The 14,856-nt window shown below is 44.6% G+C and carries 13 protein-coding genes and 1 tRNA gene; 3 read left to right on the top strand and 11 right to left on the bottom strand.

Features of this window, described 5'->3' with window-relative positions; all coding sequences use genetic code 11:
- From FC61_RS12240 to FC61_RS00660, 5 genes are all read right to left on the bottom strand, one after another.
- On the bottom strand, window positions 1-723 hold a 723-nt coding region (locus FC61_RS12240; protein WP_162251065.1), incomplete at its 3' end, for a transglycosylase domain-containing protein.
- 165 nt (window positions 724-888) lie between these two features.
- The gene (gene argR / locus FC61_RS00675) at window positions 889-1,356 is read right to left on the bottom strand and encodes an arginine repressor (protein WP_011668215.1); all 468 of its coding nucleotides are present in this window, start codon (window positions 1,354-1,356) and stop codon (window positions 889-891) included.
- A gap of 234 nt (window positions 1,357-1,590) precedes the next feature.
- Entirely contained in the window at window positions 1,591-3,282 is a 1,692-nt protein-coding gene (gene argS, locus FC61_RS00670) for an arginine--tRNA ligase (protein WP_021742192.1), read from the bottom strand.
- 322 nt (window positions 3,283-3,604) lie between these two features.
- Window positions 3,605-3,675: transfer RNA gene (locus tag FC61_RS00665), tRNA-Gly, on the bottom strand.
- Window positions 3,676-3,753: 78 nt separating this feature from the next.
- Complete coding sequence (locus tag FC61_RS00660) at window positions 3,754-3,975, bottom strand: DUF2187 domain-containing protein (protein ID WP_011668217.1); 222 nt, start codon at window positions 3,973-3,975, stop codon at window positions 3,754-3,756.
- 333 nt (window positions 3,976-4,308) lie between these two features.
- Between FC61_RS00660 and FC61_RS00655 the strand changes: the two genes are divergently transcribed.
- The 3 genes from FC61_RS00655 to FC61_RS00645 all read left to right on the top strand — a co-directional run bounded on the left by FC61_RS00655 (window position 4,309) and on the right by FC61_RS00645 (window position 6,570).
- Window positions 4,309-5,568 (top strand): peptidoglycan recognition protein family protein, encoded by a 1,260-nt coding sequence (locus FC61_RS00655; protein ID WP_021742193.1) that lies wholly within the window; start codon window positions 4,309-4,311, stop codon window positions 5,566-5,568.
- A 60-nt stretch (window positions 5,569-5,628) separates the two neighbouring features.
- Window positions 5,629-6,162: a dihydrofolate reductase family protein gene (locus FC61_RS00650; RefSeq protein ID WP_021742194.1), complete on the top strand. Its 534-nt coding sequence runs from the start codon at window positions 5,629-5,631 to the stop codon at window positions 6,160-6,162.
- Window positions 6,163-6,228: 66 nt separating this feature from the next.
- Window positions 6,229-6,570: a DUF1516 family protein gene (locus FC61_RS00645; protein ID WP_021742195.1), complete on the top strand. Its 342-nt coding sequence runs from the start codon at window positions 6,229-6,231 to the stop codon at window positions 6,568-6,570.
- A gap of 63 nt (window positions 6,571-6,633) precedes the next feature.
- Here the strand turns inward: FC61_RS00645 and FC61_RS00640 are convergent, their stop codons facing one another.
- The 6 genes from FC61_RS00640 to FC61_RS00615 all read right to left on the bottom strand — a co-directional run bounded on the left by FC61_RS00640 (window position 6,634) and on the right by FC61_RS00615 (window position 14,798).
- Window positions 6,634-8,685: a PTS sugar transporter subunit IIA gene (locus FC61_RS00640; RefSeq protein WP_021742196.1), complete on the bottom strand. Its 2,052-nt coding sequence runs from the start codon at window positions 8,683-8,685 to the stop codon at window positions 6,634-6,636.
- 151 nt (window positions 8,686-8,836) lie between these two features.
- A complete protein-coding gene (gene ptsP, locus FC61_RS00635) occupies window positions 8,837-10,561 on the bottom strand; it encodes a phosphoenolpyruvate--protein phosphotransferase (protein ID WP_021742197.1) in 1,725 nt (574 codons plus the stop codon).
- Between the two features lie 22 nt (window positions 10,562-10,583).
- On the bottom strand, window positions 10,584-12,608 hold the full coding sequence (gene tkt, locus FC61_RS00630) for a transketolase (RefSeq protein ID WP_021742198.1): 2,025 nt from the start codon (window positions 12,606-12,608) through the stop codon (window positions 10,584-10,586).
- 41 nt (window positions 12,609-12,649) lie between these two features.
- Entirely contained in the window at window positions 12,650-14,017 is a 1,368-nt protein-coding gene (locus tag FC61_RS00625; RefSeq protein WP_021742199.1) for a PTS ascorbate transporter subunit IIC, read from the bottom strand.
- A gap of 32 nt (window positions 14,018-14,049) precedes the next feature.
- Window positions 14,050-14,349 (bottom strand): PTS sugar transporter subunit IIB, encoded by a 300-nt coding sequence (locus tag FC61_RS00620; protein WP_021742200.1) that lies wholly within the window; start codon window positions 14,347-14,349, stop codon window positions 14,050-14,052.
- Entirely contained in the window at window positions 14,349-14,798 is a 450-nt protein-coding gene (locus tag FC61_RS00615; RefSeq protein ID WP_021742201.1) for a PTS sugar transporter subunit IIA, read from the bottom strand. Before FC61_RS00615 ends, FC61_RS00620 begins: the two co-directional genes overlap by 1 nt.
- Window positions 14,799-14,856 lie beyond the last annotated feature (58 nt).

Here is a 14,856-nt window from a genome sequence, read left to right as displayed (position 1 = left end):
TGACGCTTGAGGGTGATCAACTGGATTATAGGCACTCGGTGAGGTTAGCATCCCCGCCAAAACAGCAGCTTCTGGGACGGTTAAGTTAGCTGCCGATTTACCAAAATACCGTTTAGCAGCATCCTGTACCCCCCAAACACCGTTACCAAAGTAAGCATTATTGAGGTACATTGATAAAATGTCCTTTTTGCTATATACATTTTCGACCTCAACTGACAGGAATAACTCTTTAAATTTCCGCGTAAATGTTTGTTCCTGGGTCAAATAAGCATTTTTTACCAGTTGCTGGGTCAGCGTACTTCCCCCGCCACTAATATAATTCTGCCGTAAAACTTTATTTTTAGCGTACAGGAAAAACGCGCGGCCAATCCCTTTGACGGAAAAGCCATGTTCATGATAAAAGTTCCGATCTTCTGTCGAGATGACAGCTTGCTGGACGTTAGTTGAGATGTTCGTCAGCGGCACATATGTCCCCTTTTGAGAATACAGGGTTCCCGCCTTTTTATTTCGACGATCATAAATTTGCGTTGGATTTTCCAGGGCCGCTTTCAAATCCCCCACATTGGCAGTCTTTGCCATAAAGGTTAAATAAGCACTCATGACAAACACAATCGTGAGAAAAATAACGATTAACCAACGAGTAAGCTGAAACCGTCGCCAGAAGCGTCTAAAACGTATTTTGAAACCTGACCAAAAGGTCTGATTAGGTTGTTGGTTATTCATAAAATAGCCTCTTCTTATTTCAATTGTAATAAAACAATTCTAGCATAAACCTGTGTTCGCACCCGCATTTAGGCGAAACTTTATGAACCTTTAAAATAGCTTAACCGTCATTACGATAAAAAAAGAACATGTCCAGCTAGGCGCCATGACATATTCTATCAACAATTAGTGGATAATTTCCGGATTCATTTCAGCAGCAATTTTATCATGAAGCTGCTTGGCAACATCTGCATTAGCACTAATAATCAGGATTGTATCGTGACCTGCCAGCGTTCCCACAATCTCTGGTAAGTTTAAATCATCAAAAATTGCGGCCAACAGGTTCCCATTACTAGGTAGTGTTTTCAACACATTAACAAAATCCACTTGAGTTAAGCCAATGACTACTTCATTAATGGTTTCACGCAGATGCTCTTCTTCACTGCGGTTGCCCACTTTAAAAATCGTGTAGCGCAAATGCCCATGTCCATCTTGCGCTTTTACAATCTGCATTTCGCGAATATCTCGAGAGATGGTTGCCTGAGTGGCCTGAATACCCACATCCTCAAGGTGCTCCATTAATTCCTCCTGGGTTCCGATTGGATATTGGTTAATCAGACGTTCGATACGTTCTTGCCGAATACTCTTTTTCACTAAAACAACCCCCCTCGTATATTCTTGCATAACTACGACCATTATTTTAGCAAATATTCATTATAAACGCAAAAGAGGCCCCTTACATTCGCTATTTTCCGCATAAATTCACATTTTCCTAAATTTACATGCACATTTAATAACCGCCATCTTGACGTGTGCCCACCAAAAAAGACCCAAGACGTTTGTCTTGAGTCATTCATTGCCTAACGACAGCTAGTTGCGTGTTTCTTCCTACATTTCGTCAGGTGCTTGAACACCTAATAGCCGTAGGGATTCTTTTAACACAGTGGAAACTGCCTTAACTAGAGCCAACCGTGCAGGCAACTCGGCGTCTTCCGTCAGAATCTTTGAGTGTGCATAATATTTGTTAAATGTCTTCGCCAACCGAATCGCATACTTCGCAATCACAGATGGTTCAAACTCATCGCAGGCCATCTTAACCATAGCTGGAAAATCAGCTAGCGTCTTAATGGTGTCCCAAGCTTCTGGATCCGATATTTGGTTGCCATCAGTCGTAATAGTCACCTTACCAGCCTTACGTAAAATACTTTCAGCTCGGGCATGTGAATATTGGACGTAAGGTCCCGTTTCGCCTTCGAATTTCAATTGATCGGCCAATACGAAATCAATGTTATTGGTTCGTTCATTCTTCAAATCGCCAAAGACAATGGCACCAACACCAACTTGTTGGGCAACTTCATCCTTATTCGCCAAATCTGGGTTCTTTTCATTGATTTCTTCAGCCGCCAATTTAACGGATTCATCCAAAACCTTAGCCAACAAAATGATACGGCCAGAACGCGTTGACAGTTTCTTACCATCAACCGTGATTAAGCCGAATGGAATGTGCTCCAGGTCATCAGCTGATGGCACGCCCATTTCTTGCAACACTGCTTTTAATTGCTTAAAGTAGTACGTCTGTTCTGAGCCCACGACGTATAAATTCTTAGCTGGATGATACGTCCGGTCTCGATAAAGGGCCGTTGCAATATCCCGGGTGATGTAGAGTGAAGCACCGTCGCTCTTCAAGATCAAAGCAGGATTCAAGTTGTATTTACTCAAATCAACCACTTGTGCTCCTTGAGATTCAACCAATAAGTTTTTGTCCTTAAGAATCTGGACAACTTCCTCCAACTTATCATTGTAGAAGGCTTCACCATTAAAGGTATCAAACGTCACGCCTAATTTTTCGTAGACATCGTTAAATTCCTGTAAAGAAGCATCCCGGAACCATTGCCACAGTTCATGGGCTTCTTCGTCCCCATTTTCAAGCTTCCGGAACCATTCCCGTGCCGTATCATCAAGTTCCGGTTTATCAACATCTTCTTTATGGAACCGAACGTAATATTCCACCAACTTATTGATGGGATCTGCCTTAACATCGGCTTCGTTCCCCCACAACTTGTAGGCCGTGATGAGCTTCCCAAATTGGGTTCCCCAGTCACCTAAATGATTATCCTTGATGGGATGGTACCCATTTTTAGTTAAGATTTCAGCAATTGAATTTCCAATTACCGTTGACCGTAAGTGACCCATCGACATTGGCTTCGCGATGTTGGGTGACGACATATCAATTGGCACATTACCGCCTTGACCATCGTCGTTTTGCCCATAGTCAGCACCAGCAGTCAACACGGTCTGCAAAGTTTCGGCACTGTACGCCCCTTTATCAAAGAAGAAGTTCAAGTAAGGCCCCACAACTTCCACCTTTTCAAAACTAGTTTTATCTAGCTTTTCCGCTAAGTCTTGTGCAATTTGTTGGGGAGCTTGGTGCAAGAGCTTAGCTAATGTAAATGTCGGGAACGCCATGTCCCCTTTATCAGATGTCTTTGGCCGTTCCAATTTGCTAGCAATTTCGTCACGCGTTAATTGACCTGCTAAAGCGTCACTCAAGGCTGCCGTTACGATTTGTTTGTAGTCCATAGATACTCCTCCTTTGAAAGGTTGTTAATTAGTTAGTAAATCAATTTTAGTTTACACCAAACGACTCCGGGAACAAAAAAACGCCCCTTACAAAAATACTTGTAAGAGACGAGATTACCCGCGGTACCACTCTAATTGACTTTAAAGTCCACTTAAATGATTGAATTAAATTAGTCGCCACTGGCCCGTTCATTTAAAGGTTCCCTTCCGGCTTACAGCTACCCGGACTTGCTGAGGAGAAACCACTTAAATTACTAATCCAGTGATGGTGAAAGCTTTCGAATAATAAGAAAGACGACCATGTTGGCCGCCTACATTCGAAAGCGGGTGACGGGAATCGGACCCGCGACGCAAGCTTGGGAAGCTTGAATTTTACCACTAAACTACACCCGCACAACACAGAAAAGTATAGCATACCATCTGTGGGTTGTCATCATTTTTTGAAAATAAATTCAAAAAGTTTTTAAAAAACTAGTTTTCGTCTGCGACGTGACCGGTCACTTTTGCAGCGGTCTTTCGCACAACCGCCCGGTTATTCATATCGCCGACCGCCGTTTTATCTGCAGGATCATACTCTCGGATTTCAACTAAAACTGAATTATCATACACTTTGGTAACTTCTCCCGTAAAATCATGTTCGAGAGGACCAAACTTTTCTGCCGCAACGTAATCGCCAATTTTAATTTCAGCCATTGTTCGTCGCTCCTTTCATTTGCAAAGTTTAATTATAGCCAAATCACTTAGATGAAGCAAGTAAAGTCTCCTTTCCTCGCAACACAAATGTAAAAAGTTTGAAACAAACGAGTAAACGCGAACTTTAATGCCCATTATTTTCATTTTTCGGTTAAAAACTAAATTTAATGCTTGTTTTCAAGGGAATTTCAAATAATGCAGCGTAATTAACGAACGATTATGTTTTTTCTTCCAAAATCCTTTGAATATTCAAAGTTCCTTAAATAAGTTATACTTTAGGCGTTGCGTTAAGTCTATTTTAAAAATAGTTATCAACAGGAGGAGCAAATAAATATGAAAAAATGGCAACGTTGGGCGGTTCGGGGAATCGCCATTACCGCCGGTTGTTTTGGGCTCTTTTGGTCCAACACTTCGGCTAGCGCCAATTCAATTAATACGTACATCGCTAATCAAAATTATGCGACACCTAAAATTACTAGCTCAATTTGGTCAACCTTTCCTAAGAACAGTTATCGCTATAATAAACCGGAAGGGGTTGTGGTCCATGAAACAGCCAACCCCAATTCCACAATCTATAATGAAATTGCCTATATGAAAAATAATTATTCGGCAGCTTTCGTACACACGTTTGTCGACGCCAGTCACATTATTAATATTGCCAACACCAAATACTTATCTTGGGGTGCTGGTCCCGTAGCCAATGCACGGTATGTGCAGTTTGAACAAGTTGAGGTTCATTCTAAAGCGGCCTTCGCCTCTGAATTGAACAACGCCGCCTACTACACGGCCTATATTTTAAAGCAAAATGGGCTCACGCCTAAGCGTTACACCACGGTTCTTTCCCATCATGATGTCTCCAATCGCCTTGGCGGAACCAATCATACCGATCCGGATGGTTATTGGAAGAGTAACGCCAGTACCTACTTTGGGACGACTTACACTATGACAGACTTTGTTAGTCTCGTAAATACGCAGTACGCCAAGTTATCAGGGTCATCCACATCAACAGATGATCCGGCGGATAACAATACAGATACGTCAACGGATCACACGACACCGACTACTAAAAAGACGGTCACTTACAATCACGGGAGTAATAACGAAACCGCAACTTTAGCCAATAATTACACCAATTGGACCGTCTACAATCATGTTAAGGGAACCAGTGGTGCTTACAAAATCGGCTGGGGTCGCTTGAGTGCTGATCACAAAGGTGCCAAGGTCTATGTCGATAGTCGTGGTGTCAAAAAAGGTGGTTGGAGCGGCACTTGGTATCGCATCCGCTTCAGTAAGAATGCCACTACGAAGTACTGGGTATATAGCAAGGTTTTGAACTTTCCCAAGGTCACTTACAGTGACGCCAGTGGAACCATGACACTTAACAATTCTCAAAATTACGCGATGTACAACCATGTACTCAATTCAACTTATCTATCCAAGACAACGGCACATACGCAAGACTTTGGTACCGGAACCAAGGTAACGGTCAACAAACAAGGTAACAAAGCCAGCGATGGCTCAACTTGGTATCGCATTGTCTTAAATAATAAAGCTTACTGGATTAAAGCAGCTGGTTTAAATACCAATGCCTAATGCCCACTTTAACGCTGCTCCGAATTGGAGCAGCGTTTTTTTGAAAGGATCATTACAATAATGGGAAAAATTCAATTTTACGGTGCTATCTCCTTAGATGGCTACTTAGCAACAACCGATGATCGTCTCGATTGGTTAACCGGCTTAGCGGGAATCCCGGTGGACGCCGGCCATGATGTATTAGGTAAGATGACGACTGCCATTATGGGCCGGGTCACTTATGATACGATTGCTGAATCGGCCTCAACATTAACTCTCAATCCTTATAATCCTACCATGCACAGCTATGTCTTAACCCAGCGTCCCTATCAAGATACAGCAACTATCACTTTCACCAGTGAAGACCTGCTTGGCCTTGCTCGCCGTTTGAAGCAGCAATCTGGCAATGTCTGGATTATTGGTGGACAAGCCATTCTAACCCCCTTAATCGCCGACGACCTCATTGACGAACTCTACTTACAAATCGCCCCCGTTACCTTGGGGCAAGGTAAACGTCTCTTTGGTGACCTAAATCGTCGCCACCATTTCCACCTTCAGTCCGTCCACCCCCTTGGACCACTGGCAGAATTGGTCTATGAAAAAGAGGAAAATTAGTACCCGGTATCCGGTAGATTATGGTAGGCTAGGGTTACTAGGCATCATATCAAAGGAGCGGTTACTATGTGGTTAGGGCTTCACTTTTGGACTTGGATTATTTTAGCAATTTTAGTCGTTGTTGGGCTGACTCGACATTCTGAAAAACGAGCTACCCAATGCCTTATTCTGGCGCGAATTGCTTATATCGTCATGATTATCAGTGGGGTTGTGTTAAGTATCCGAACGTTTAACCACGCTCCCCTCCTCATCAGCCTCAAGTTTCTTTTGGGAATTGGGACCATTGCGCTAATTGAGATTAGCTTTGGTCGAAAAATGGAGCGAACAACACACCATCTCATTTACTGGCTACTAGGTATCGTCGCTTTACTGACGATTGGATTGGGACTAACGTTAGCTTTTAAATAATTATTAATATCCCTTCTCAACAGCCATCATTAATGTTGAGAAGGGATATTTTGTACAAGCAGGTCAAGAAATCAGGGCAGTTGCCTCGACTAAAACGTGATGCACCTCATCATGATTATCAGCCAGGATTAAGCGTTGATAAAGCTCTTCATTTTGGAGTAATGCTAATAACTGGCTTAAAGCCTGGACATGGGTCTGGCGATCGGTGGGTGCTAATCCAAAAATCACCCGTAATGATCGTTGCTGACCATGAGCCGACAGTACAACTGGCGTTTTCAAGACCAATACGCTCATCCCCAACTCATTGACCCCATCTGTCGGCTTGGAGTGGGCAAGCATGATCCCCTCTTTTAAGACCATGTATGGACCATTGGTCTGCGTCGCTTCAATGATGTGATTAGCATAATCCGGGTCAACAATCCCGGCTATTTCTAATGGCCGCAATGCTTGATGAACCGCTACTGTCCAGTCGGAGACGCCAGCTAATACCTGGATATGGTCTTCTGAGATTAGCGCTGCCAATGACCGCCGTTCACCCACTCGCTGAGTCACCGGTGTTTGCTGGAAATAATCGCGTAAACTACCGGTTAATCCCGTAAAATCATCGACTCGCGCGTAATCCGTAATGATATCCAGGACCGCCTGAACTAGTTGTGCACCCCCGGAATCATCCAATAATCCTACTCGATAAAACGCTTGATTCAAGCGCTGAAAATCGTTGCTGGACGGAATTGCTTGGACCCACAGTGTCGGAACTGCGATGGTCTCTGGCAGCTTTGCCGTCGATAGTATCAGTTTGGGGCGTTCATCGATCAAATCATGTCGGTAGAAGTCTTCCAAGCTCATTGGTTGTGAAAAAACAATACTGGGATATCGTGTCGCTAACTGCTGATAAAGTAATTGACTGGTTCCAATCCCACTCGTACACACTAACCATACGTCCGGATGCTTTGCTGATGCCAGCCAGTCTGGCGACAACCGTCTAATTTCACCACCAAAATAAACGGTAATTAATGCTAACTCGTCACTGGGTATCGCCATTTTTAAAAATTGCTCAAAGGGTCGTAAAGAAAATTGGGTTAAGCTCATCAAGTGCTGATAAGTCACCTTAGTCTGGGTTAAATCGATGTAATGATAAGGCACGTGATATTTTATCCGAAAATAGGCAGCGTGCAGATGTGTCACCAACGCTTTTAAAAATGAATCGGTCAGGACGTCAATGCCTGACACCGAGCAGAAGCGGCGAACAACTTTTCGCGTGATTACCAATAGATGTTGATCGAACGACGTCTGCTCATTGACGTGTTGTAATTGACCGGCCAACAGCAACTCACGTAACCCCTTAACCTCTGCAAGCGTGCTAACGGCATAGGTCGTTAGCACAGCATCACACCACTGGTCTAACGGATCGATCAATGTTAACTTCGTTTCCGCGACCACTCTTTTCCCTGCTGCTAATCGTTGGACTAACCACCCGATATACCAGATTAATGTCTGTACAGCGTCCTCACTATAAACATTACCCGTTGTCGTTTGCAAATCATGAAGTTGGCGACGAATATCTTCTAAGTGTGGCAATTGCTGTACTTGGTGAATAATGGCTTGATTACGTTGCACTAATTGTTGATACACCCACCGACGTTTCCCTTTTTCAAGACCACGTAACGCTTTACCATGACTCGTATTAATGATGACCGTATTCGTCGGTAACATTGGCGGTAGTCGCTTAAAATCCTTAATGATGGTATTCTTAGAGACCTTCAATCGCTCCGCTAAATGGACTAGTGATAGGTGTGGTTCGTCCTGAACTAAATACCAAATAATTAACTGTCGTCGAGCCATTGCATTCACCACTGGCTCAGCAGCAGCCTGCTCATAGCGACTGAGTTCATCTAAAGTCGCCTGTGTTAGGAAGTAACCGCCAGACGTAAGACGCTGTACATTATCCAGTTTTAGGTGTTGTAAGGTGATATTGAGTTGCTTGAGCCAATAGAATACACTCCGCCGTGACAGACTCATCCCCATTTCCAAATCAGCAACGGTTTTATACTTCTTACCCGTTGCTAAGAGCGAAACGAGTCGGTTAATCTGCCTTTTTTTACTGATATTAAACATCTATTTCATTTCACCACACTTTCGAATCACTGCACGAGTCCCCCCACTGAAAACCTTTAAAAATAGCCATTAAAATACTAAACGCATGATGCCAACTTGTTGGCAACCATGCAGTTTAGGTAACTTATTTTGTTTGCTTCCTGAACCAGCGTTAGGCCTGAAGGTGCCGTTCCACTAGCTGTTTGACTTCTTGATTCGTTTGGCAATGCTGAATCGCTTGATTGGCGATCTTTGCCCAATCAGTCGTCTTCAACTGTTTCATTTGGCTCCGTACCCGCAGAATCGACGTTGCACTCATCGAAAATTCATCTAAGCCCATGCCCAATAATAACGGCGCGGCTAGACGATCCCCAGCCATTTCACCACACATAGCAACTGACTTACCTTCTTTGTGGGCCGCTGTAATCACATGCTGAATTAAGCGTAATAACGTCGGATTGTACGGCTGATACAAATAGGAAACGTGTTCATTTCCCCGATCTGCAGCAAATGTGTACTGAATCAGATCATTCGTTCCAATGCTAAAGAAATCAACCTCTTTGGCGAATTGGTCAGCAGAAATTGCTGAGGCTGGGATCTCTACCATCATGCCTAGCTGAATCGTTTTAGCAACGGAAACACCACTCGCCACCAATCGTTGCTGTTCCTCATTAAAAATCTGCTTTGCCGCACGAAATTCATCCAGTGTAGCAATCATTGGAAACATAATCCGAATTTCACCGTAATTCGCTGCACGAATCAGCGCCCGTAACTGCGTTCGAAAAATTTCTTGCCGATCCAGCGAGATTCGAATGGCCCGATAACCCAAGAACGGATTCATTTCCTTGGGCAATGGCAGATACGTCAGTGGCTTATCACCACCAATGTCCATAGTCCGAATAACCACTGGTTTACCATGCATGGCCATAACAACCTCCTTGTAAGCCGCGAATTGCGCGTCTTCTGATGGAAGTTGATCGCTATTCATATACAGGAACTCTGTGCGAAATAACCCAATCGCTTCTGCACCGGCCGCAACAGCACCGTTACTATCGTCAGGTGTCCCAACGTTAGCCGCCAGTACAACGTGTTTCCCATCTTGAGACACCGTTGGTACCCGTCTAAGCTTCTGCCATGTGGCACGTTTTTGTGCAAATTCCTGCGCCTGGTGTTTAAACTGAACCAACTCAGTAGCCGTTGGGGTGACCAAAGTTAACCCATCGAGTCCATCCACAATCAGTGACATCCCGGTTGTAATCTCCTGTGTCGCATTTTCTGTCCCCACAACAGCAGGAATTTCTAATGTACGTGACATGATTGCCGAGTGACTGGTTCGCCCCCCTAAATCCGTTAAGAAGCCTTTGACAAATTGTCGATTCATCTGTGCCGTTTCCGATGGCGTCAAATCATGGGCAACAATAATGACGGGTTCATCGATTAAGGCCGGGTCTGGTAATGGTCGATTTAGTAGATGACTCAATACCCGTTTGGTAACATCCTTAACATCGGCTGACCGTTCTTGCATATACGGGTTGTCCGTCATCCCATCAAAGATAGTAATGAATTGGTCCGTCACTGTTTGTAGTGCCGCTTCTGCATTTATCATTTTTGTGGTAATGAGCTCTTTAATCTGTCCCACCATGTCTGGATCGGCTAAAATCGCCATGTGCGCTTCAAAAACAGCGGCTTCATCCTGACCTAAGTTGGCCAACGCCTTATCTCGGATCTGTGTCAGATCACTCGTGGCCGCCTGTAAAGCCTGTTCAAGACGTTTAACTTCACTCGCACTATCCGCAATCGTTTTTGTCTGGAAGCTTAAATCTGGCGCAACTAAGCAATAAGCCTTGGCAATGCCGATACCATCACTTGCCGCAATCCCTTTAAGCGTTTTTGTCATATTGTTTCTCACCCCAATTACTTTATTCTGCCTTTTTCCATAGTGCCTCGTACCTTGCAACCACTGTTGCCACGTTAAAGCCGAACCGATCAACCACCGTTGGACCCTGACCACTCAAGCCAAAGGTATTAATGCCGAGGCTGTCACCGGCTAAACCGGTATATTTCCCCCAGCCAAAGGTACTTCCCATCTCAATTGACAACCGTTTATCTACTTCTGGCGGTAAAACCTGATCTCGATAGGTCTGACTTTGTTGATCAAATAACTCAAAACTAGGCATTGAAACGACTGAAACGTCATATTGCTTGGCTCGCAATTGGACTTGAGCCGCCAAAGCCAGCTGTACTTCAGAACCAGTAGCAATCAAAATGCCATCAGACGCAGTATGCTTAGCCGGTGACACAACGTAGCCACCATGAGCAACCTTAGTCGCAGATGTCTGTGCCAGTAGTGGTAAGCCCTGACGTGAGAGAACCAGGACAGTCGGTCGCTTCGTCGTTTGGGCAATCGTCTGCCAGGCCCCTAATGTTTCATGGGCATCTGCTGGCCGAATGACATCAACGTTAGGGATCGCTCGTAATCCGGCTAATTGCTCAATCGGCTCATGGGTCGGTCCATCTTCGCCCACAGCGATTGAGTCGTGAGTAAAGATAAAGGTCACGGGTAGTTGTTGCAGCGCGGCTAATCGAATAGCCGCTTTCATATAATCGGAAAAAGTAAAGAACGTACTCCCAAAAACACGTGAACCCCCGTGTAAGGTCATGCCATTTAATGCTGCGGCCTCACCAAATTCCCGAACCCCAAACCAAACATTCCGGTTAGCAGGTGCGGTCGGATTAAACCGACCAGCGGCAGCCAATTGCGTCTTATTACTAGAGGACAAATCGGCCGCGCCGCCCCAGAAGTTAGGATTCGCTTGAGCAATCTGTTGTAAAATTTCAGAATTTGTCACCCGCGTCGCAACCTTTTTGCCAATGGTTTCATCACTAAGCTTAACGTGACTGACATCCAGCTTAGGTCCCATTTCTGGCGTGAACTGGGCAGCTAGCTTAGGCTCATTTCGTTGATAACTGGTGTACAGTTTGAGCCACTCATGATGGGCAGCCTCACCACGCGCCTCAATTTTTTGTTTGAACTGGGCGTAAGCATCTTCTGAAACGGAAAATGGGGTTTGGCTCCAATGATAAAAGTCCTTCGTTTGGGCCAGATTTTCAGCGCCAAGCGCTGAACCATGAACCTGATTGGTTCCCGCCTGCGGTGATCCGTGACCAATCTGAGTTTTGACCTCAATCAACGTCGGTTGAGTGGCCTTTTGGGCTTGATTCAGCGCATCATTAATCGCTCCCAGATCTTCGCCATCCGCAACTAGCAGATAATTCCAGCCGGCACCTTTGAACCGGTAGCTCTGGGTCTCTACAGAACCATTTGCTAAAGGTCCATCTAGGGTGACGTCATTAGAATCGAAAAGGACCACTAACTTATCTAGCTTTTCCTTGCCCGCTAAATTAATTGCCTCTTGACTAACCCCCTCCATCAAGTCACCATCCCCCACTAACGCATAGGTTTGGTGATCAATTAAGTCATAATCTTCAGTATTATATGTGGCGGCTAAATGTTTTTCAGCCAATGCCATCCCGACGGCCATACCAATGCCTTGACCCAAAGGACCCGTGGTCGCATCAACCCCCGGAGTATGCCCCACTTCTGGATGCCCAGGCGTTAACGAATCCGTCTGCCGAAATTGTTTCAAATCGTCCATTTTAACTGCATAGCCACTCATATGCAATAAGCTATATAGCAGCGCCGAACCATGACCCGCGGATAACACAAACCGGTCGCGATTGATCCAATTCGGTCGCTTGGGATCTACTTTCATATGGTAATTCCACAATACATAGGCCATTGGGGCCGCATCTAGGCATAAACCTGGATGACCCGATTGTGCTTTTTCAATCATGTCGATGCTCAGCATTCTTAAGGTATTGACTGCTAACACATCTTTTTTTCTAAAAGTCGCCGTTACAGCCGTTGTGTCTGTCTTTGTCATTAACGCTTACTCCTTATCTGTCACTCTAATTTGCAACTAAATTAGACCTTTTTCGTTTCCTTTGACTGATCACCCTTTAAGAAGAAAGACCAAATGACCACAATCACTACAAACGCAATAATGCCTGTCGTTACGGCCACCTGACCAAAGCCACCCAATTTACCCAACAAAATCCCGGGAATTAAGTAGTCTGTATCCGCAAATGTAGATGCTGCTAACTTCAAGCCGCCTAAAACGGGAAGAATCAGGAGTGGCAACCAACTAATTAGCAAACTGTTAACGGCAGAGCCAATGACTGCGCCACGTCGACCACCGGTTGCATTGCCATAGATTCCCGCGGCACCCCCACAGAAGAAGTGACCAACTACGCCAGGGATAATCACGGTTGTTCCCATCGCAATCATGGCAAACATACTGAAGGTCCCGACAATGAAGCTGACAAAGAAACCAATTAACAAGGCATTTTGTCCATAAGGAAAGATAATCGGTACATCTAAGGCCGGTTTGGCATTGGGCACCAATTTGGTCGCAATTCCTTGAAAGGCCGGTACAATTTCACCTAAGATCATCCGAACACCAGCCAAGACCACGTAAAAGCCGGCAGCAAAGGTCCCCGCTTGCGTCAGTGCATAAACCAGATAGTTGGTTCCAGAACTCAGCTTAGTTTCAATAAAGGATGGCCCAGAAATAAGTGCTAATGCGATATAGACAATGGCCATGACCAACGTAATTGACACTGTCGAATCGCGAAGAAAACTCAGGCCCTTAGGAAATTTAATATCTTCGGTTGACTTTTTAACATTTCCAAACCATTTTCCCATCAAGCCAGCAGTTGCATATCCAATGTTTCCGGTATGCCCCATAGCCACGGCGTCTCCGCCCGTGATCTTACGCATAAACGGCTGGCAGAGAGCCGGCGTCACTGTTAATAAAGTCCCTTCAAACAAACCGCCAAGAATAATCGTGGTGGCACCAGCCTTCATCCCCGTAGAAATTAAAATCACGGCCGTCAAACACGAAACGTACAGCATGGCTTGACCAGTTAGAAAAATATACTTGAACTTCGTCAGTCGGGCCAGCAGAATATTCACGATCATTCCCACAAACATAATGAGCGCCGTGGTTGTTCCATATTGTTGTAAGGCAATAGCCACCACCGCTTCATTTGAAGGCACAACGCCTTGCACATGGAGTGCAAATTTAAACATCGAGGCAAACGGCGCCAATGCCCCTTGTAAAATTGTTGAACCACCAACCAAGACTAAGAAACCCACAAATGTTTTGATGGTTCCCTCCAGCGTCTTGGTGAACGGTTTCTTTTGTAAAGCCAAGCCCAGCATGGCAATTAGACCAACTAAAATTGCGGGCGTACTAACAATAGAAACAATAAAATTAATAATGGCTTGCATATGTGTCACTCCTCCAATCAAGTTAGCTACCGTTATGCGTGCTTCAGGCCTTCCTTATCTAACAAGGCATTGATCTTTTCTTGCAATTCATTCTTATCGATGATGCTTTTCAAAATAAACACGCGATCCTGCGGTAAATCCGCTGCTTGTTCTGCCAAATCACTGCCCAAGAAAAAGTAATCGGCAGCGTTAACGTTCAATCCACCTGTATCAAAATGGGTGACCTCAATATTATCTGTATCAACCTGTTCTTCCTTAAGAACACTGTCAATATTCATTTGAATCATGAAGCTTGATCCCAATCCAGATTGACATACTGCTGCAATTTTCATTACGCTTGCACTCCTTTAAATTCATCAATTAACTGAGTTTGGTTGGTCGCTTGTTCTAGTCGGGCCAGACTATCACGATCTTGTAACTTAGTGGCTAATTCTTGTAGCGCCGCCAAATGAGTTTCGTTGTCACTCGCTGCCAGCACGAAAAATAACGTGATTGGATGATCCGCACTGACCAAATTAATTGCCGGTGCCACTTTCAATAACGCCATCCCCATTTTTCGAACACCATCTTCGGGACGAGCATGGGCTAAAGCAATGTGCGGTCCAATATTAATAAAAGGGCCGTTCTTCTGAACAACGTTAATCATGGCTGTCACATAACTTTGCTCAATATTTCCAGCATTTATTAATGGTGTAGCCGCTAGCTGAATCGCCTCCTTCCAATCAAGTTCACCAGCAGGCTGCATCTGAATCGTCGCTGGTGTTAGTAGCGTTTCTAACATGCTAATCACCCTCCTTTTCTAATAACGGTTCCTACTTTAAATGAGTTAGAAAGCGGTT

The organism is Levilactobacillus brevis ATCC 14869 = DSM 20054 (assembly GCF_001433855.1).
GTDB lineage: Bacteria > Bacillota > Bacilli > Lactobacillales > Lactobacillaceae > Levilactobacillus > Levilactobacillus brevis.
Note: the sequence above shows the minus strand (reverse complement) of the source record. Positions and strands in the feature narration are given on the sequence as shown.

Bases quoted from the DNA above. Each gene is read 5' to 3' on its own strand.
- argS (WP_021742192.1), bottom strand. From the start codon at position 3,282: ATGGACTACAAACAAATCGTAACGGCAGCCTTGAGTGACGCTTTAGCA.
- FC61_RS00660 (WP_011668217.1), bottom strand. From the start codon at position 3,975: ATGGCTGAAATTAAAATTGGCGATTACGTTGCGGCAGAAAAGTTTGGT.
- FC61_RS00655 (WP_021742193.1), top strand. From the start codon at position 4,309: ATGAAAAAATGGCAACGTTGGGCGGTTCGGGGAATCGCCATTACCGCC.
- FC61_RS00650 (WP_021742194.1), top strand. From the start codon at position 5,629: ATGGGAAAAATTCAATTTTACGGTGCTATCTCCTTAGATGGCTACTTA.
- FC61_RS00645 (WP_021742195.1), top strand. From the start codon at position 6,229: ATGTGGTTAGGGCTTCACTTTTGGACTTGGATTATTTTAGCAATTTTA.
- FC61_RS00640 (WP_021742196.1), bottom strand. From the start codon at position 8,685: ATGTTTAATATCAGTAAAAAAAGGCAGATTAACCGACTCGTTTCGCTC.
- ptsP (WP_021742197.1), bottom strand. From the start codon at position 10,561: ATGACAAAAACGCTTAAAGGGATTGCGGCAAGTGATGGTATCGGCATT.
- tkt (WP_021742198.1), bottom strand. From the start codon at position 12,608: ATGACAAAGACAGACACAACGGCTGTAACGGCGACTTTTAGAAAAAAA.
- FC61_RS00625 (WP_021742199.1), bottom strand. From the start codon at position 14,017: ATGCAAGCCATTATTAATTTTATTGTTTCTATTGTTAGTACGCCCGCA.
- FC61_RS00620 (WP_021742200.1), bottom strand. From the start codon at position 14,349: ATGAAAATTGCAGCAGTATGTCAATCTGGATTGGGATCAAGCTTCATG.
- FC61_RS00615 (WP_021742201.1), bottom strand. From the start codon at position 14,798: ATGTTAGAAACGCTACTAACACCAGCGACGATTCAGATGCAGCCTGCT.